Source organism: Pseudomonas fluorescens (assembly GCF_019212185.1).
In the GTDB taxonomy this organism is placed as follows: domain Bacteria; phylum Pseudomonadota; class Gammaproteobacteria; order Pseudomonadales; family Pseudomonadaceae; genus Aquipseudomonas.
The window spans coordinates 6,051,082-6,066,856 of sequence record NZ_CP078138.1 but is presented as its reverse complement, the minus strand read 5'-3'; the positions used below and the strand labels follow the sequence as shown (position 1 = coordinate 6,066,856).

General features: G+C 60.9%; 15 protein-coding genes and 1 riboswitch. Of the genes, 6 read left to right on the top strand and 9 right to left on the bottom strand.

Going from position 1 to position 15,775, the window contains the following annotated elements:
• Positions 1-133: 133 nt before the first annotated feature.
• The 4 genes from KW062_RS27390 to ahcY all read right to left on the bottom strand — a co-directional run bounded on the left by KW062_RS27390 (position 134) and on the right by ahcY (position 4,577).
• A complete protein-coding gene (locus KW062_RS27390) occupies positions 134-949 on the bottom strand; it encodes a substrate-binding periplasmic protein (protein ID WP_027617034.1) in 816 nt (271 codons plus the stop codon).
• 56 nt (positions 950-1,005) lie between these two features.
• A complete protein-coding gene (locus KW062_RS27385) occupies positions 1,006-2,088 on the bottom strand; it encodes a hypothetical protein (RefSeq protein ID WP_027617035.1) in 1,083 nt (360 codons plus the stop codon).
• Between the two features lie 73 nt (positions 2,089-2,161).
• Positions 2,162-3,007 (bottom strand): methylenetetrahydrofolate reductase [NAD(P)H], encoded by an 846-nt coding sequence (metF, locus tag KW062_RS27380; RefSeq protein ID WP_105753709.1) that lies wholly within the window; start codon positions 3,005-3,007, stop codon positions 2,162-2,164.
• A gap of 160 nt (positions 3,008-3,167) precedes the next feature.
• Entirely contained in the window at positions 3,168-4,577 is a 1,410-nt protein-coding gene (gene ahcY, locus KW062_RS27375; protein ID WP_027617037.1) for an adenosylhomocysteinase, read from the bottom strand.
• A gap of 23 nt (positions 4,578-4,600) precedes the next feature.
• Positions 4,601-4,703, bottom strand: a riboswitch (S-adenosyl-L-homocysteine riboswitch).
• 197 nt (positions 4,704-4,900) lie between these two features.
• Here ahcY and KW062_RS27370 point away from each other — a divergent pair.
• From KW062_RS27370 to KW062_RS27360, 3 genes are all read left to right on the top strand, one after another.
• The gene (locus KW062_RS27370; protein WP_027617039.1) at positions 4,901-5,305 is read left to right on the top strand and encodes an acyl-CoA thioesterase; all 405 of its coding nucleotides are present in this window, start codon (positions 4,901-4,903) and stop codon (positions 5,303-5,305) included.
• 65 nt (positions 5,306-5,370) lie between these two features.
• Complete coding sequence (locus tag KW062_RS27365; protein ID WP_105753710.1) at positions 5,371-6,252, top strand: formate/nitrite transporter family protein; 882 nt, start codon at positions 5,371-5,373, stop codon at positions 6,250-6,252.
• A gap of 128 nt (positions 6,253-6,380) precedes the next feature.
• The gene (locus KW062_RS27360; protein WP_105753711.1) at positions 6,381-8,243 is read left to right on the top strand and encodes a DUF3857 domain-containing transglutaminase family protein; all 1,863 of its coding nucleotides are present in this window, start codon (positions 6,381-6,383) and stop codon (positions 8,241-8,243) included.
• Here KW062_RS27360 and KW062_RS27355 read toward each other — a convergent pair.
• A complete protein-coding gene (locus KW062_RS27355) occupies positions 8,224-9,399 on the bottom strand; it encodes an MFS transporter (RefSeq protein ID WP_027617042.1) in 1,176 nt (391 codons plus the stop codon). The genes KW062_RS27360 and KW062_RS27355 overlap by 20 nt on opposite strands.
• A 192-nt stretch (positions 9,400-9,591) precedes the next feature.
• Between KW062_RS27355 and KW062_RS27350 the strand changes: the two genes are divergently transcribed.
• Together KW062_RS27350 and KW062_RS27345 are read left to right on the top strand one after the other, a co-directional pair.
• The gene (locus KW062_RS27350) at positions 9,592-10,425 is read left to right on the top strand and encodes an EamA family transporter (RefSeq protein ID WP_105753712.1); all 834 of its coding nucleotides are present in this window, start codon (positions 9,592-9,594) and stop codon (positions 10,423-10,425) included.
• Positions 10,426-10,461: 36 nt separating this feature from the next.
• The gene (locus tag KW062_RS27345; protein WP_027617044.1) at positions 10,462-10,845 is read left to right on the top strand and encodes an MAPEG family protein; all 384 of its coding nucleotides are present in this window, start codon (positions 10,462-10,464) and stop codon (positions 10,843-10,845) included.
• Positions 10,846-10,887: 42 nt separating this feature from the next.
• Here KW062_RS27345 and mltA read toward each other — a convergent pair whose 3' ends face one another.
• The gene (gene mltA, locus KW062_RS27340) at positions 10,888-12,060 is read right to left on the bottom strand and encodes a murein transglycosylase A (protein ID WP_105753713.1); all 1,173 of its coding nucleotides are present in this window, start codon (positions 12,058-12,060) and stop codon (positions 10,888-10,890) included.
• Between the two features lie 127 nt (positions 12,061-12,187).
• Here mltA and KW062_RS27335 point away from each other — a divergent pair, with 127 nt between their 5' ends.
• On the top strand, positions 12,188-12,637 hold the full coding sequence (locus KW062_RS27335) for a c-type cytochrome (protein ID WP_027617046.1): 450 nt from the start codon (positions 12,188-12,190) through the stop codon (positions 12,635-12,637).
• A gap of 131 nt (positions 12,638-12,768) precedes the next feature.
• Here KW062_RS27335 and KW062_RS27330 read toward each other — a convergent pair whose 3' ends face one another.
• The 3 genes from KW062_RS27330 to KW062_RS27320 form a co-directional block, all read right to left on the bottom strand.
• Positions 12,769-13,164 carry a DUF1090 domain-containing protein gene (locus tag KW062_RS27330; protein ID WP_027617047.1) on the bottom strand — a complete coding sequence of 132 codons (396 nt, stop codon included), beginning with the start codon at positions 13,162-13,164 and terminating at the stop codon, positions 12,769-12,771.
• 239 nt (positions 13,165-13,403) lie between these two features.
• Complete coding sequence (metK, locus tag KW062_RS27325) at positions 13,404-14,594, bottom strand: methionine adenosyltransferase (RefSeq protein WP_027617048.1); 1,191 nt, start codon at positions 14,592-14,594, stop codon at positions 13,404-13,406.
• A complete protein-coding gene (locus KW062_RS27320; protein ID WP_105753714.1) occupies positions 14,591-15,607 on the bottom strand; it encodes an ArsR/SmtB family transcription factor in 1,017 nt (338 codons plus the stop codon). Before KW062_RS27320 ends, metK begins: the two co-directional genes overlap by 4 nt.
• Positions 15,608-15,775: the final 168 nt, after the last annotated feature.

Here is a 15,775-nt window from a genome sequence, read left to right as displayed (position 1 = left end):
CTGGGTGCCGCTGGCTCATCTTCGAGTGCTCGCGCGGGCTGAAAAGCTGCGCTGTAGCGATCTCGAGGGGCGGTGTGCGGTACCGAGCGTCCGGGCGTAAGCCTGGCGGGAAGGCCGGAGTATAACAGAGCAATCACTGTGCGCTGCGTTCCTGCTGCTCAACGGTTTTATCTTCGCTCACGGTGGGGGTGGCGAGTGTGATGTTCCGATCAGGTGCCGCCCCATACCGCGCGCTGAGCTCGGCATACGCCGGCTCACGCTTGAAACGCTTGAGTTCGGCGCCGAAACGTTGCACCAGCAAGTCCATGCCAGCATTGCGCCGCACGGCGAGAAACTGGCTTTGCTGACTGATGACCGTCGGACTTTCACTGATCTGCCCACGCAGTTTCAAACTGTCGAGCAGGGTCTGACCGACCCGGCGGTCAGTGATCAGCAGATCAATGCGCCCCAGCGCCAGCTTGCCGAAATTGGCTTCATGGGTGGGGGCTGGCTCGCGGGTGAACAGTGTGGATTGGCGAAAATCCTCACTGTACAGGTAGCCGGGCGAAGTGCCGATGGTCAGGCCGCGCAGGTCTTCGAGGGTCTTGAATGGGTGGGGGCGGGCGTTGGCGTAGAACATCACGAACTCGACCTGTGACAGGGGTTCGCTGGGATAGAGCAGGGTCGCGTCGCGCTCGTCGCTGTGGAAAATGTCCAGCACGCCGTCGGCCAGCCCTTGGTCGAGCATGGCCAGGCAACGTTTCCAAGGCAGGAATTGCCATTGCACTTCTATTCCCAGGCGCTGAAAGACAATGGCCGTGGCTTCGTAGTCCAGCCCGCGCGCCTGCCCATTCTCCTCGTACACGTAAGGCGCCCAGGGCTCGGTGACAATCCGCAGTTTTTCCGCCCGAGCAGTGAAGCTCAGGCAGACAAGAAGCACGGCTGTCAGGAATTGGGCAATGACGGGCATTACCGGAGATTACGACGAGTGGCAGGGTAATAGCTAGAGGCCGTCTAGCCCGAGGCTTAGTCGCCGTTTGCCTGCATTAGGTGTAGGTAGATGGCTCTTCGCCGCTTGCCAAGCACCAGTCGATTGATCGGATGGTTGAACCAGCGCTCGAGTTGATCGCCTTTGAGTGGCCGTTTCAGGCGTTTTTCCACATTGGCATGGGCCTTTTCCCACCAGACGGGCGTGCATGCCTGATCGAACGGATTGGGATGGCGGTAGCAACCGTAGAGGATTTCGCGCATGAACTGGCGTTGTTCGCGAGGCAGGGCCAGGGTCACGATTTTGTAGGCCATGCGTTGCAGGGTCGGCGGTCGTGGCAGGGTCGCGGTGACGAGGGCGGTTTCATCCTGAGCCAGGGGGCTGGTTGGATCGGCCCGGTGCTTCTCCAGCCAGGCGTTGATCTTGGCGCGAAACAGTTCTTTGCGGCTCCAGTAGTGATGGATCAGGTCCGGGCATTGGCGGACCTGGAGCGTGCGATAAGACGCCAGAGACAGGCAGAATTCTTCCAGGGTGTAGGCGCCTTGGGCCAGGGGATACAGCTCGTCCATCAGTGCCAGTGAACGGTCGAGGATGTCCGCGTCCTGCTGGTACAGGCCAATCACCCCGGAATTGAGCATCGGCGTTTGGTCATCGGCCAATTGCCGCTGTTGCAGGACCTCAGCCAGCGTCCGGTAGAGCAGGGTCTGCTTGTTGGCGCCGTAGGTCGTGCCCAGGGTGTTGCACAACAGAGTGCCCGGCTCGATGCGGCGGAACAGTTCCAGGGGCGAGCTGTGGAAAAAGGTGTCGGTGTCGATCAGCAGTGCGAGCTCGGACTCTTTCATGACCTGCTGCATGACCGCGTGTTTGGCGCGGAAGTGGTAGCCGTGCGGCGCGATCCAGCGTTGCCGGGTACTTTCATCGAACTCACGAACGCGTACCGGCAAGTCGCGGTAGTGTTCGGGCTTATCGGTAAAGACCTGTATGTCGAGCGCTTGCCCCGGCGTCTTGCGCAAACCGGCGAGGGCGCTGGCGATGCTGAAGATAGCTTCCTGGTGGTAGGTGCACGCTCCATAGACCAGATAAATCAGTTGGGGAGTCGGTGCTTGGCGTGTAATCGACATCTACGGCGGTTTTCCGGTTGATTAGCAAAAAAAAGGCCCTGGGATCACCAGGGCCTTTGTTCTGACACTACCGTCAGCGCGGTAGTTTCAGGTTGTTCCAGACAGCGAGGCTTGGTTCAGCCTGGTTCAGGGTATAGAAATGCAGCCCTGGTGCACCGCCTTGCAACAAACGTTCACACATCTCTGTGATCACCTGCTCGCCGAAACCCTGAATGCTCGAGGTGTCGTCGCCATAGGCTTCCAGTTGCTTGCGGATCCAGCGCGGGATTTCCGCACCGCAGGCATCAGAGAAGCGCGCCAGCTTGCTGTAGTTGGTAATCGGCATGATGCCCGGCACGATCGGGATGTTTACGCCCAGTGCCCGCACACGCTCGACGAAGTAGAAATAGCTGTCGGCGTTGAAGAAATACTGGGTGATCGCACTGTCGGCGCCGGCGTTGGACTTGCGCACGAAGTTGTTGAGATCGTCCTCGAAATTGCGCGCTTGCGGGTGCATTTCCGGGTAGGCGGCAACTTCGATGTGGAAATGATCGCCGGTTTCTTCACGGATGAATTCAACCAGGTCATTGGCGTGGCGCAGTTCACCGCTGGCCATGCCCATACCCGAAGGCAGGTCACCGCGCAGGGCAACGATACGGGTAATCCCGGCGGCCTTGTATTGACTCAGCAGACCGCGAAGGTCGGCCTTGCTGTCGCCGACGCACGACAGGTGCGGGGCGGCGGGCACCTTCACTTCACTTTCCAGCTGCAACACGGTGTTGATCGTGCGATCCCGGGTTGAGCCGCCTGCGCCGTAGGTGCAGGAGAAGAAGTCAGGGTTGTAGGTAGCCAGCTGACGAGCAGTGGCGAGCAGCTTTTCATGCCCAGCGTCGGTCTTGGTAGGGAAGAACTCGAAGCTGTAGCGACGATCTTGGGACATGGTCATATCCTTGGAAACTCGAAAGCCAAACGGTGTGTCCGTCACAACGCCTTCGCTGGCAAGCCAGCTCCTACCAATGTGACGTGGAACCTGTAGGGGCTGGCTTGCCAGCGAACCAGACAACACGGTGCGCCGGGCACACCGTGTTGTCAGCCAAGCATCAGTAGCGGTAAGCGTGCGGCTTGAACGGACCTTCGACGGTCACGCCGATGTAGTCGGCCTGGGTCTTGGTCAGTTGAGTCACGACGCCGCCGAAACCGCGGACCATTTCCAGGGCCACTTCTTCGTCGAGTTTCTTTGGCAGTACTTCAACGGTCAGGCGCTCGGCTTTCTGGGCTGGCGACAGGTCGGCGTACTTCTGTTCGAACAGGAAGATCTGCGCCAGCACCTGGTTAGCGAACGAACCGTCCATGATGCGGCTTGGGTGACCGGTGGCGTTGCCCAGGTTCACCAGTCGGCCTTCGGCCAGCAGGATCAGGTAGTCATCGTTCTGCGGGTCGAAATCGCCAGCGCCGGTACGGTGGATCTTGTGTACCTGTGGCTTCACTTCTTCCCATGCCCAGTTCTTGCGCATGAAAGCAGTGTCGATTTCGTTGTCGAAGTGACCGATGTTGCAGACCACGGCGCGCTTTTTCAGGGCCTTGAGCATGTTGGCGTCGCAGACGTTGACGTTACCGGTGGTGGTCACGATCAGGTCGATCTTGCCCAGCAGGGCTTTGTCGATGCTGGCTTCGGTGCCGGTGTTGATGCCGTCGATGAATGGCGAAACCAGTTCGAAACCGTCCATGCAGGCTTGCATGGCGCAGATTGGGTCAACTTCGGACACTTTAACGATCATGCCTTCCTGACGCAGGGACTGGGCCGAACCCTTGCCCACGTCACCGTAGCCGATGACCAGTGCTTGCTTGCCGGACAGCAGGTGGTCGGTACCACGCTTGATCGCATCGTTCAGGCTGTGACGGCAGCCGTACTTGTTGTCGTTCTTGGACTTGGTTACCGAGTCGTTGACGTTGATCGCCGGGATCTTCAGCTCGCCCTTGGCCAGCATGTCCAGCAGGCGGTGTACGCCGGTGGTGGTTTCTTCGGTCACGCCGTGGACGCGATCCAGTACCTGCGGGTATTTCTTGTGCAGCAGCTCGGTCAGGTCGCCGCCGTCGTCGAGGATCATGTTGGCATCCCAAGGCGCGCCATCTTTGAGGATGGTTTGCTCCAGGCACCACTCGTACTCCTGCTCGGTTTCACCTTTCCAGGCAAACACCGGGATGCCAGCAGCGGCGATGGACGCAGCAGCCTGGTCTTGAGTCGAGAAAATGTTGCAGGACGACCAGCGTACTTCGGCACCCAGGGCAACCAGGGTTTCGATCAGCACGGCAGTCTGAATGGTCATGTGGATGCAGCCGAGGATCTTCGCACCCTTGAGCGGTTGCTCTTCGGAGTACTTGCGACGCAGACCCATCAGGGCCGGCATTTCCGACTCGGCGATGATGGTTTCGCGACGGCCCCAGGCAGCCAGGGACATGTCGGCGACTTTGTAGTCGGTGAAATCTGCAGGCGTGTTGACAGCGCTCATGAAGAGCCTCCATTCGTAATGTATGCGAATGGGCGCCGTTGTGCGTTTAGTGTCCGGCCCAATCTGGCCAGGCAACGCCCCATCCGAGCCTGACAGGTCTAGCCTGCTGCAGCGCCCCTCGGACGGGTGGCGGGAAAACGGTAACTGTCGAAGATGACCGTTTTGAAACGGAGGCGATTATAGCGGGCCGGGCGGATCTGCCAAAGGGTTTCTGTCGGCTGGTTGATTATCTTGATCGAGACCATAGTCGATGCGGCGTAGAGCTGTGCGCCGGGCTCTGCCATGATGGGCGATATCCATCGGCAAGACCCTCAGGAGCGAATATGAATTTCCACACCCGCAAATGGGTAAAACCTGAAGACCTCAACCCCAACGGCACGCTGTTCGGCGGCAGCCTGTTGCGCTGGATCGACGAAGAAGCGGCGATCTACGCCATCGTCCAGTTGGGTAACCAGCGCGTGGTCACCAAGTACATTTCCGAGATCAACTTTGTCAGCGCCTCGCGCCAGGGCGACATCATCGAACTGGGCATCACCGCCACCGAATTCGGTCGTACCTCGATCACCCTCACCTGCGAAGTGCGCAACAAGATCACTCGCAAGAGCATCCTCACGGTGGAGAAGATGGTCTTTGTGAACCTCGGCGAGGACGGCCTGCCGGCCGCGCACGGGCGGACCGAGATCAAATACGTCAAGGACCAGTTCCAGGATGGCGCCGGCGTCGAATAAACCACAGAACGTATGCCGCACCGCGCGTGTCGTACTTAAACGACACGCCACAGGTTGCGGACTCCATGAACACTGAAAAAGACGGCAAGACCCCGAACCTTTCGGCGCAGGAACAGCACGACGTCGACAAAAACCAGCCACCGCGCGCGGCGGTGCTGCATGAAATCATCCGCACCCAGGGGGACCAGGAGCTGGAGCGCAGTGTCGCCGCGCTCTGGTGGTCTGCCTTGGCCGCCGGCTTGACCATGGGCCTGTCGCTGATGGCCATGGGGCTGCTGAACTCGCGACTGCCGGAGGGCGAAGCCTTCAAAGTGATCGCCAGTTTTGGCTACTGCGCCGGGTTCCTGGCGGTGATCCTCGCCCGCCAGCAGTTGTTCACGGAAAACACCCTGACCGCCGTGCTGCCGGTCATGACCAAACCCACGTTGAACAATTTCGGTCGACTGTTGCGGCTGTGGACGGTGGTCTTGTTTGGCAATCTGTGTGGGACCTTGCTGGTGGCCTACGTGATGTTGCACCTGCCGATTTTCGACACCCGGACCGACCTGGCCTTTCTCGATATCGGGCGCAAGGTCATGGAGAACGACGCCAGCAAGATGTTCGCCAAGGGCATCGTCTCGGGCTGGATGATCGCCACGATGGTCTGGATGATCCCTTCCATGGAAAGCGCCAAGATGTGGATCATCATTCTCATCACTTACCTGATGGCACTGGGGGACTTCACCCACATCGTGGTCGGTTCGGCTGAGGTCTCCTACCTGGTGTTCGCGGGCCAATTGTCGTGGGCGGACTTCTGGCTGGTGTTTGCAGGTCCTACGCTGGCGGGGAACATCATTGGTGGCAGCTTCATCTTTGCCCTGCTCAGTCATGCACAAATTCGCAGCGAAAGCGGACCGCCGAAGAACGCTGAAGGGCCTGTGGCCGGTCCGCGCACTCCGGAAAAATGAGCCCCAGTTTCACTCTGCGGCGTGGGTAAGAGCCTGAATTTGAACAGTTATTCAAAGATGTCGAAATGATGGGGCAGTGCTTGCTGTATATTGCGAACGCTTCCTATTCATGAAAAAGACGGATCTTTATGCAGTTCTCAGGCTTCTCCCCTGCGCGCCTTCTGAGTGCGCTGCTGGTGTCTGTCCTGGTTTTGGGCACCGCCCAGGCCAAGGATGATGGCACTGACCTTTCGATCACCATCGAGAAAGAAATCCAGACCCATGTGGTCAATGCCGACGGCAGTTTTGTGGCGACCCTGGAAACGGTGCACCTGATCAACGAAGAGCGGGCGATCAAGGCCTGGGCGCAACGTTCGATGAGTTACAACCGGACCCTGGAAACCCTGGAGGTACTCCAGGCGTATACGCAAAAGCCTGACGGACGCAAAGTGCAGGTCAAGGCCGACCAGATCAAGGAGCAGCAGGAGCGAGCATCTGCGGATGCACCGATGTTCCAGGACACGCTGCTCAAAGTAGTGATCTTCCCTGAGGTTGCCGTGGGGGACCGGCTGGTGGTTCAGTTCAAGAAAAAGCGCAGCACGGCGCTGTTTCCTGGCCATTTTGAAGACCTGTCCTACCCGGCGTTTTTCCCGACCCGGCAGTTCACCCTGATCTATGACTTGCCGGCCGACATGCCGCTGCACGCCGATGCCAAGGGCTTTACCGCGAGCACGCCGGCCGCCGGGCCGGGGCGCAAAATTTATCGCTGGGACTATGTGTCAGCGCAAAAGGCGCGAATCGAGCAGGGGGCGGTGTCCTACCTGGACTACGGCCAATACCTGGCCGTGTCGACATTCGGCGATTTCGCCGCGTTCGCCAAGGCCTACGATGCACGGGCCCACAGCACCCTGACCCCGCAGATCCAGGATCTCGCCAACGGCCTCACGGCCGGGCTCGACACGCCCCTGGCCAAGGCGATTGCGCTGAGCGACTGGGTGCGCAAGCACATTCGCTATGTTGCGGTCTACGTCGGCCCAGGCGGTGTGGTGCCCCATCCGGTGGACACGATTCTGACCAACCGCTATGGCGACTGTAAGGACCACGTTGCACTGCTGGAAGCCATGCTGGCGGCCGTGGGGATCGAGAGCTCACCGGCCCTGGTCAACCTGGGCAATGCCTATGGGTTGCCCAAGGTGCCGACGCTGGGGCTGCTCAACCACGCCATCACCTATGTGCCGAGCCTGAACCTGTATCTCGATTCCACCGCCGAAGGCATTGCCGCCGGTTACCTGCCGGTGCCAGTGCTGGACAAGCCGGTGGTGCTGAGCAAGTCCGGTGATGTTGGGCACACGCCGACCTCACAAATGGGGTTGGTGGAAAACAGCATGCTGTTCAAGGTTTCGTCAAAAGGCGCTGCCGACTTCAGCCACACCTCCAATGTGATTGGCTGGGCCGCCGAAGTGAATCGCTACGGGGTCAAGTCGATGAAACCCGTCGACCGCGACCTGTTGATTCAGCAGATCCTCGCGTCCTACGGGCTCAACGGCAGCGGCACGTTTGATGCCGGGAAGTTCGAGGGGAGCGGCCAGGGTTATGAAATGAACATGGCCGGGCGCGTGGAGAACCTGGTCAATCTACCGGGTCCGATTGGCGTGCTGACCATGAGCAGCCTGGCCGGTGGCATCGCGCAAAGTGTCTTCAGCCTGCTCATGGAGCCGGAACGGACTCAGGCGTTCACCTGTATTTCCGGGGTGACCGAGGAGCAGGCGCGTTTTGAGTTCCCGCAGGATGTCAGCATTCTCGCGGCACCGAAGAACGTGACACTGAACCACGAGCGGTTTGACTACAGTTCGACCTATGCCCGCGAGGGCAATGCGGTGGTGGTCAAGCGCCGCTTCGACTTCAAGCAGCCGGGCGCGGTGTGCACCCCGGATGACTTCAAATCGATGAAAGCCATGGCTGAGGCCGCGGCCAATGACCTGAAAAGCCAGATCATTGTGCAGTCGCTTTAAGTGACGGGGCGCTCGCCCGCCGTTGCCGGTAGATGAAGTACAGCGCGGTCAGCACGGTCAGGCCGCTGACCAGCGCGCCGGTCCAGGGCAGGTCGGCCAGGTCGGCGCCGCTGCCGACCACCAGGCCGCCGATCCAGGCGCCTGCTGCATTTCCCAAATTGAACGCGCTCTGGTTCAGGGTCGAGCCGAGGTTGGGCGCTTCATGGGCCTGGTCGATGATCAGCAGTTGCAGGATCGGGCACAGGGCGAAGGCGAAAATCCCCCACAGCACCAGGGTGATCGCCGCTGGAATCACCGAATGACTGGTTTGGCTGAAGGCTGCCAGCACCAACACCACCGCCAGGGCCATGCCCACCAGTGACGGCAGCAGTCGGCTGTCCGCCAGGCGCCCGCCGAGCATGCTGCCGGCGGTCAAGCCGACGCCGAACAACAGCAGCATGATCGTCACGCCGTGGGGGCTGACGCCGGTGATGTCCTGCAGGATCGGCGCGATGTAGGTGAAGACGCTGAACAGACTGGTCGAAGCCAGCACACTCATACCCAGTGCCAGCAACACGTTGGCCTTGCCCAGCACTTTGAACTCACTGGCCAGGTTGGCCTTGTCCATGGCGATGTCCCGGGGCAGCCACAGCCATTGGGCGACGGCGGCCAGCACGCCGATCACCGACACGGCCCAGAACGTCGAACGCCAGCCGGCATATTGCCCAAGCGCGGTCCCCAGGGGCACGCCGAGCACGTTGGCCAAGGTCAGGCCGGTGAACATCATGGCAATTGCCTGGGCCCGTTTATTCGGCGCCACCAGTCCGGCGGCCACCACCGAACCAATGCCGAAAAACGCCCCATGGCACAGCGCTGTAACCACACGCGCGGCCATCAAAGTGACGTAGTTCGGCGCCAGGGCGCAAAGCATGTTGCCGAGGATGAACATCAGCGTCATCCCCAGCAAGGTGGCTTTGCGCGGCATGTTGGCGGTGCCCACGGCGAGGATCGGCGCGCCGAATACCACGCCCAGGGCATAGCCGGTGATCAGCAGACCGGCATCCGGAATACTCACCGACAGGTCGCGGGCGACGTCGGGCAATAGGCCCATGATCACGAATTCAGTGGTGCCAATGCCGAAAGCGGCAACGGCCAATGCAAGCAAGGCGAGTGGCATGCGCAAGGTCTCTGTCAGTAGTCTTGACGCTTTGATCAGGCGAACGCGTGCCGGTGTCCGAGTCTTGGCAAAGTCGGCAGCAGCAGAGATTTATTGGAATAAGTATGTGCGCAAGTGAGTACAGCGTGTTCGCTTGCAGTATAAACAGCTCCTGACATATGACGAATCAATTCTCTTGAGCAAGGAGGCGCTGTGTTACCCACGGTTCTGGTTTTGGTCGCGGCGCTGTTGCATGCGGCCTGGAATACCCTGATCAAATTCAGCGCCGAGCGTCTGCTGGTGGTGGCGTGCATGGACAGCGTGGCGCTGCTGTTTGTCGCCTTGATGCTGCCATTCGTGGCGCTGCCGCCGCTGGAGATCTGGCCGTGGATCCTCGCGTCGGCGGCCTTCGAGTTGCTCTATCGCTACCTGTTGATCCAGGCCTACCGGGTGGGGGACCTGGGCCTGGTCTACCCCTTGATGCGCGGCTTGTCGCCCTTGGTGGTGCTGGCACTGACCTTGATTTTCGCCGGTGAAGTGCTAACCACCCAGCAGATCCTCGGCATCCTGCTGATCCCGTTCGGCATGCTGTGCCTGCTGTGGCAGGGCGGTGGCGGCGAGCGGCTGCCGTGGTCGATGTTGCCGGTGGTGGCGCTGATCGGCCTGTGCATCGGTTGCTACACCTTCATCGACGGCCAGGCGATCCGGCGCTGGTCCCATCCGCTGGATTACCTGGTCTGGGTCACGCTGCTCAGTGCCTGGCCCTTCCCATTGCTGGCGCTGGTGCGCAAGCGCCCGGCGTTCATGCTGTTCTGGCGTGAACAATGGCGGCTGGGGCTGGCGGTCGGGTTCTGCGTGTTGTTCAGCTACGCTCTGGTGCTGTGGGCGATGCAATTGGGGTCGATTGCCGAAGCGGCGGCGCTGCGCGAGATCAGCGTGATCCTGGTGGTGCTGTTCGGAATGCGCTACCTCAAAGAACCTTTTGGCAAGCCACGGCTCTTAGCCTGTGGGCTGGTACTGATTGGCATGCTGATCATGAAGCTCTAGACGAGCCTCCCGATAACTTTGAACAAGGACTCTGCAATGACGGTTGCCCTGTGGTGCATTTTGATCGCGATCTTCTTGCCATACGTGTGCATCTATATCGCCAAGCTGGGCGGGCGCTTCCGCCTGGCCGATAACCATGACCCACGGGATTTCCTCGAAAACCTCGACGGTTTTGCCCGGCGCGCCTATGCGGCCCAGCTCAACAGTTTTGAAGTCACCCCGGCCTTTGCCGCAGCGGTCATCGTCGCCCATCTGGCCGGCAACGCCGAACTGGTGACGATCAACGTGCTGGCGGTGTTGTTCATCACCAGTCGCCTGCTGTACATCATCTGCTACCTGGCGGACTGGGCGATCCTGCGGTCGCTGGTGTGGTTTGTCGGCATGGCGCTGATCGCCAGCTTCTTCTTCGTGTCGATGTAAAGCGCCGCAGGAGCGCTCCGGCACGCCTGCAGGCGGGTCACGTCAGGGCTTGTCGGCCACCTGGGGCAATTGCGGCAGCGCTGCACCCTTGGGCCAGAGCATCCAGATCTGGCCTTGTTGTTTCATGTCGCCGGCCAGATGGCCAGCGGCGTCGCCGGTGCCCCAGAACAGGTCGGCACGCACTTCGCCGGTGATCGCGCCGCCGGTGTCCTGGGCCGCTACCGGACGTACCAGCGGGGTGCCGTCGGGACGCGTGGTTGAGAGCCACAGCAGGCTGCCCAGCGGAATCACTTTGCGATCAACGGCGACGCTGTAGCCCGAGGTCAGCGGCACGTTCAGCGAACCACGCGGGCCTTCGTTGCTGTCCGGGTTACGGGTGAAGAACACGTAGCTCGGGTTGCTGCCCAGCAATTCCGGAATGCGCGTCGGGTTGGCCTTGGCCCAGGCGCTGATGGCGCCCATGGTCACCTCCTCTTTCTTCAGCTCGCCCTGTTCCACCAGCCAGCGGCCGATGGGGCGGTAGGGGTGGCCGTTCTGGTCGGCATAGGCGATGCGCAGTTGGCGGCCGTCAGCCAGCTGGACCCGCCCGGAACCCTGGATTTGCAGGAATTGCAGGTCCATCGGATCGGTCAGCCAGGCCACCACCGGCGCCTTCACGCCTTTGCTCTCGATGGTCGCGGCATCGTCGTATGGCTTCAACACGCGACCCTCAAGGCGACCGCGCAGGCGCTTGCCCTTGAGTTCCGGGTAGAGGCTGTCGAGGGCGACGATGATCATGTCGTCCGGCACGCCATAGATCGGCACATGGGCGCTTGGGGTTTGAGTCAGGCTGCCCGGATAGACCGGCTCGTAGTAGCCGGTGATCAGGCCATTGGCGTTGCCGCCCGAAGAGCGCAGGCCGTAGACCTGCAAGTGTTCCTTGAGAAAACTGCGCACCGCGCCGGGTTCCATGGCCACGCTGGCTGCTGCGGCGCAGGTCTGGCCCCAGACCGGATCATTCTTGAGTCGAGTGCAGGCGCTGCGCCATGAGCCAAAACCGGCCAGCAGGTCGCTGTCCGAGACCGCCGGCAGGGCGTCCCAGGTGGCGCTGGAGTAGGTGGCGATGGCGTGGGTCTGCGGCTTGGTGTTGTCGCCACCGTTGCAACCGGCAAGCAGGGCGATCATCGGGACGGTCCAGGCCAGGGTCTTGCCCCAGGCCTTGAAGCGATTGTTCATGCGGTACTTCCTGTGCTGGTTGGCGCAGCGTATGGGCGGCTGCGGCAACCCGTATTGTTAATAGGGCTATTGGTCTTTGCGGTCGAGGCGAGGATACTGGCCGCCGAATTCCGGACCTTGAGCCACCATGACGCTTAAACGAATTTCAGTTGTATTGCTGGCCTGCCTGACCCTGACCGCCTGTGGCGGTGTCGATCCCAACTCGCCACTGGGCCAGCGCAAGGCGATCTTCAAGCAAATGCTCAAGACGGGCGAGGACCTGGGCGGCATGTTGCGCGGGCGGGTCCCGTTCGATGGCGCGAAATTCGCCGAGGGCGCGGTCAAGCTCGATGCTTTGTCCCATGAGCCGTGGAAACATTTCCCGCAGGTTCGTGAAGAAGATCACAGCAGTGCCACCGCCGATGTCTGGGAGAAGCAGGCACGCTTCCAGGAAATGGCCCGCACCCTCGAGGCGGCCACCGGTGAATTGGTGATTGCCAGCCAGATCCAGCCCTACAAGGCCAGCAATCTGGGCCCTGCGGTACAGAAAGTCGAAGATGCCTGCAGTGCCTGCCATAAACAGTTCCGGGATCATTGATCTCGGTAGTCTGGTCTGAAGCCATCGCTGGCAAGCCAGCTCCCACAGGGTATTGGTGGTGTGCTGCCGATCCACTGTAGGAGTTGGCTTGCCAGCGAATAGGCCCTCAAGCCCCCCGCAAAACCGGCCTGTTACTTGTCCAACTCGTCCAGCGCTTCCTGCAATTCCTTGCGCGACTCGGCGAGCTTGTCCTTGCGCTTGTTGATCTTCTCCGGATCGCCCTTCTTCATGGCTTTGTCGAGATCGGCTTGACGCTTGCTGACTTCATGCTTGGCGTCCAGCACCTTGTTTTCGCGCTCTTTCTTCAGTGACGCGTCAGTGCAGTGGGTGGTGACTTCGCTCAGGGCTTTTTCCAGGCCAGCCTGCTGTTCGGCATTGCCGTGGGCCTTGGCTTGTTCGATCTGGGTGGCGATGGACTGGCGCTTGGCGGCGCAGCCGGTGAGTTCAGGTGCTTGCTCGGTGGCCATCGCGGGAGCGGCGAGGGCGCTGCACAGGGTCAACAGGGCGAGCGGTGCAAGAAGTTTCATGAAGGCTCCGTTTTGAAAAGTTGATCGATCGCGAGCAGGAAGTCGGTTGGAGCACGGCAACAGGCGTAGGTTTCCTATCGTCCGTTGCGCTCGCAGAAACCGTCAATGGTAGCAAGCTCGTGGCCACCAGGGGGTACTCAATCCGGTAACCATTTGCTGCCAGCACCTTGGGCAGACTTTTTCATCGCCCATGAAAAAGCCCCGCAGGGCGCGCCATGCGGGGCTTTTCCAGTACAGGGTTACAGGCCGGCGGCAGCGCGCAGGGCGTCGGCGCGGTCGGTTTTTTCCCAGGTGAACGTGGTGAAGGTGTCGTCGCCCACGGTCTTGGTCGCCGGAGTACGACCGAAGTGGCCGTAAGAAGCGGTTTCACGGTACATCGGGTGCAGCAGGTCGAGCATGGTGGTGATCGCGTAGGGACGCAGGTCGAACACTTCGCGCACCAGTTTGACGATCTTGTCGTCGCTGATCTTGCCGGTGCCGAAGGTGTTCAGCGAGATCGACGTCGGCTGGGCGACACCAATGGCGTAGGAAACCTGAATCTCGCAACGCTCGGCCAGACCGGCAGCGACGATGTTCTTCGCCACGTAACGACCGGCGTAAGCTGCCGAACGGTCAACCTTCGATGGATCCTTGCCGGAGAACGCGCCGCCACCGTGGCGCGCCATGCCGCCGTAGCTGTCAACGATGATCTTGCGACCGGTCAGGCCACAGTCGCCCACTGGGCCGCCGATGATGAACTGGCCGGTCGGGTTGATGTGGAACTGGGTGTCCTTGGTCAGCAGCTCGGCCGGCAGGACGTGCTTGACGATCAGCTCCATCACGCCTTCGCGCAGGTCTTTGTACGACACGTCAGGGTTGTGCTGGGTCGACAGGACCACGGCGTCGATGCCGACGACCTTGCCGCCTTCGTAGCGGCAGGTGACCTGGGACTTGGCGTCCGGACGCAGCCATGGCAGCAGGCCGGATTTGCGGGCTTCGGCCTGGCGCTGGACCAGTTGGTGGGAGTAGGTGATCGGGGCAGGCATCAGCACGTCGGTTTCGTTGCTGGCGTAGCCGAACATCAGGCCCTGGTCGCCAGCGCCCTGATCTTCCGGCTTGGCACGGTCGACACCCTGGTTGATGTCCGGGGACTGCTTGCCAATGATGTTCATCACACCGCAGGTCGCGCCGTCGAAGCCGACGTCGGAGCTGGTGTAGCCGATGTCGGTGATCACATCACGCACGATCTGCTCGAGGTCGACCCAGGCCGTGGTGGTGACTTCGCCGGCGATGATCGCCACGCCCGTTTTCACCAGCGTCTCGCAGGCCACGCGGGCGAACTTGTCTTCAGCAATGATGGCGTCCAGCACCGCGTCGGAAATCTGGTCGGCGATTTTATCCGGATGCCCTTCAGATACGGACTCGGAGGTGAAAAGGGAGTATTCGCTCATCTCGATGTTTCCTGAAATTTACCGATGGTGAGTTCGCCAGTCGGTCGCTGAAAGTGGCGGACCTGGATCTGGAAACCATTACGTAAGCCTACATAGAGGCTGTCCCCGGGAACGAGTCCCGCAGCGGTGGCCCAACGGGCCAGATCGTCCTGTTCAAACCCCAACCAAAGATCACCGCAGGCCTCCCTGGCCCAACTTTGGTTGTGACTGCATAACTCTGTAACCAGCAGGCTGCCGCCCGGTTGCACCAGGCCGGCAAGGTGCCGTAGGGCATCGGCTGGCGCGGCGAAATGGTGCAGGACCATGTTCAGTACCACGCAATCGGCCGCCAGACTGACGCCATTCAAGGCATCGGCCAATTGCAGGCTGACATTGCCCAGTGCTTCGCGGGCACACACTTGGCGCGCCAGTTCGAGCATCGCCGGGCTGTTGTCGAGCGCGGTGACCTGACTGAAACGCCGGGCCAGTTCCGGCAGGAAGCCGCCGTCGCCGGGGCCGACTTCAATCGCCGTGGCACTGTCACTGAAGTCAAGCTTGTCGAGCAGCGCCAATACGCTTTCGCGATACTGCGCCAGGCCGGCGATCAAATCCTGCTGGGCACGAAATTTATCTGCCACCCGTGAGAAAAAGTCCTGGCTCGCGGCTGCTCGTTGACCGTGGACCTGGGCGATGCGCATTTTGACGTCGCCGGGCAGGACCAGGTTGTCGACTTCTTCGAGCAGGGCGGCGTGCAGCTTGCCGCCCATCAGGCCGGTCTGAGGCAGGGCGCGGCGGTAGAAAATCGCATTGCCTTCGCGGCGGGTGGCAACCAGGTCAGCCTGGGCCAGCACCTTGAGGTGGTGGCTCATGCCCGATTGGCCGGTGGCGAAGATCTGCGCCAGCTCCAGCACGCCAAACGAGTCGTTGGCCAGTGCGCGCAATACATTCAGGCGCAGCGGATCTCCGCCGGCCTTGCACAGGGCCGCCAGCTCGTCGCAATCGTCATGGCGAATGGAAGGCGCGGGTAGGTTCATAAGCCCGGCAGTCTAGACACGCGTTGAAACCATCGCAAGTTCAATATCAAAAAGTTTTGATATTGCACGATAGATGGCACTTCCTGACGTTAGCTTCAGTCAACTAACGAATGGCGGAAAGGTTTCACCAGACGAAACCGCCGTTATCAATTGGAAAAACGCCTTCAG

Excerpts from the sequence above, each read along its gene's own strand:
- mltA (WP_105753713.1), bottom strand. The coding sequence starts at position 12,060 with ATGAACAATCGCTTCAAGGCCTGGGGCAAGACCCTGGCCTGGACCGTC.
- KW062_RS27330 (WP_027617047.1), bottom strand. The coding sequence starts at position 13,164 with ATGAAACTTCTTGCACCGCTCGCCCTGTTGACCCTGTGCAGCGCCCTC.
- KW062_RS27370 (WP_027617039.1), top strand. The coding sequence starts at position 4,901 with ATGAATTTCCACACCCGCAAATGGGTAAAACCTGAAGACCTCAACCCC.
- KW062_RS27360 (WP_105753711.1), top strand. The coding sequence starts at position 6,381 with ATGCAGTTCTCAGGCTTCTCCCCTGCGCGCCTTCTGAGTGCGCTGCTG.
- KW062_RS27385 (WP_027617035.1), bottom strand. The coding sequence starts at position 2,088 with ATGTCGATTACACGCCAAGCACCGACTCCCCAACTGATTTATCTGGTC.
- metF (WP_105753709.1), bottom strand. The coding sequence starts at position 3,007 with ATGTCCCAAGATCGTCGCTACAGCTTCGAGTTCTTCCCTACCAAGACC.
- ahcY (WP_027617037.1), bottom strand. The coding sequence starts at position 4,577 with ATGAGCGCTGTCAACACGCCTGCAGATTTCACCGACTACAAAGTCGCC.
- KW062_RS27355 (WP_027617042.1), bottom strand. The coding sequence starts at position 9,399 with ATGCCACTCGCCTTGCTTGCATTGGCCGTTGCCGCTTTCGGCATTGGC.
- KW062_RS27320 (WP_105753714.1), bottom strand. The coding sequence starts at position 15,607 with ATGAACCTACCCGCGCCTTCCATTCGCCATGACGATTGCGACGAGCTG.
- metK (WP_027617048.1), bottom strand. The coding sequence starts at position 14,594 with ATGAGCGAATACTCCCTTTTCACCTCCGAGTCCGTATCTGAAGGGCAT.
- KW062_RS27365 (WP_105753710.1), top strand. The coding sequence starts at position 5,371 with ATGAACACTGAAAAAGACGGCAAGACCCCGAACCTTTCGGCGCAGGAA.
- KW062_RS27345 (WP_027617044.1), top strand. The coding sequence starts at position 10,462 with ATGACGGTTGCCCTGTGGTGCATTTTGATCGCGATCTTCTTGCCATAC.
- KW062_RS27335 (WP_027617046.1), top strand. The coding sequence starts at position 12,188 with ATGACGCTTAAACGAATTTCAGTTGTATTGCTGGCCTGCCTGACCCTG.
- KW062_RS27390 (WP_027617034.1), bottom strand. The coding sequence starts at position 949 with ATGCCCGTCATTGCCCAATTCCTGACAGCCGTGCTTCTTGTCTGCCTG.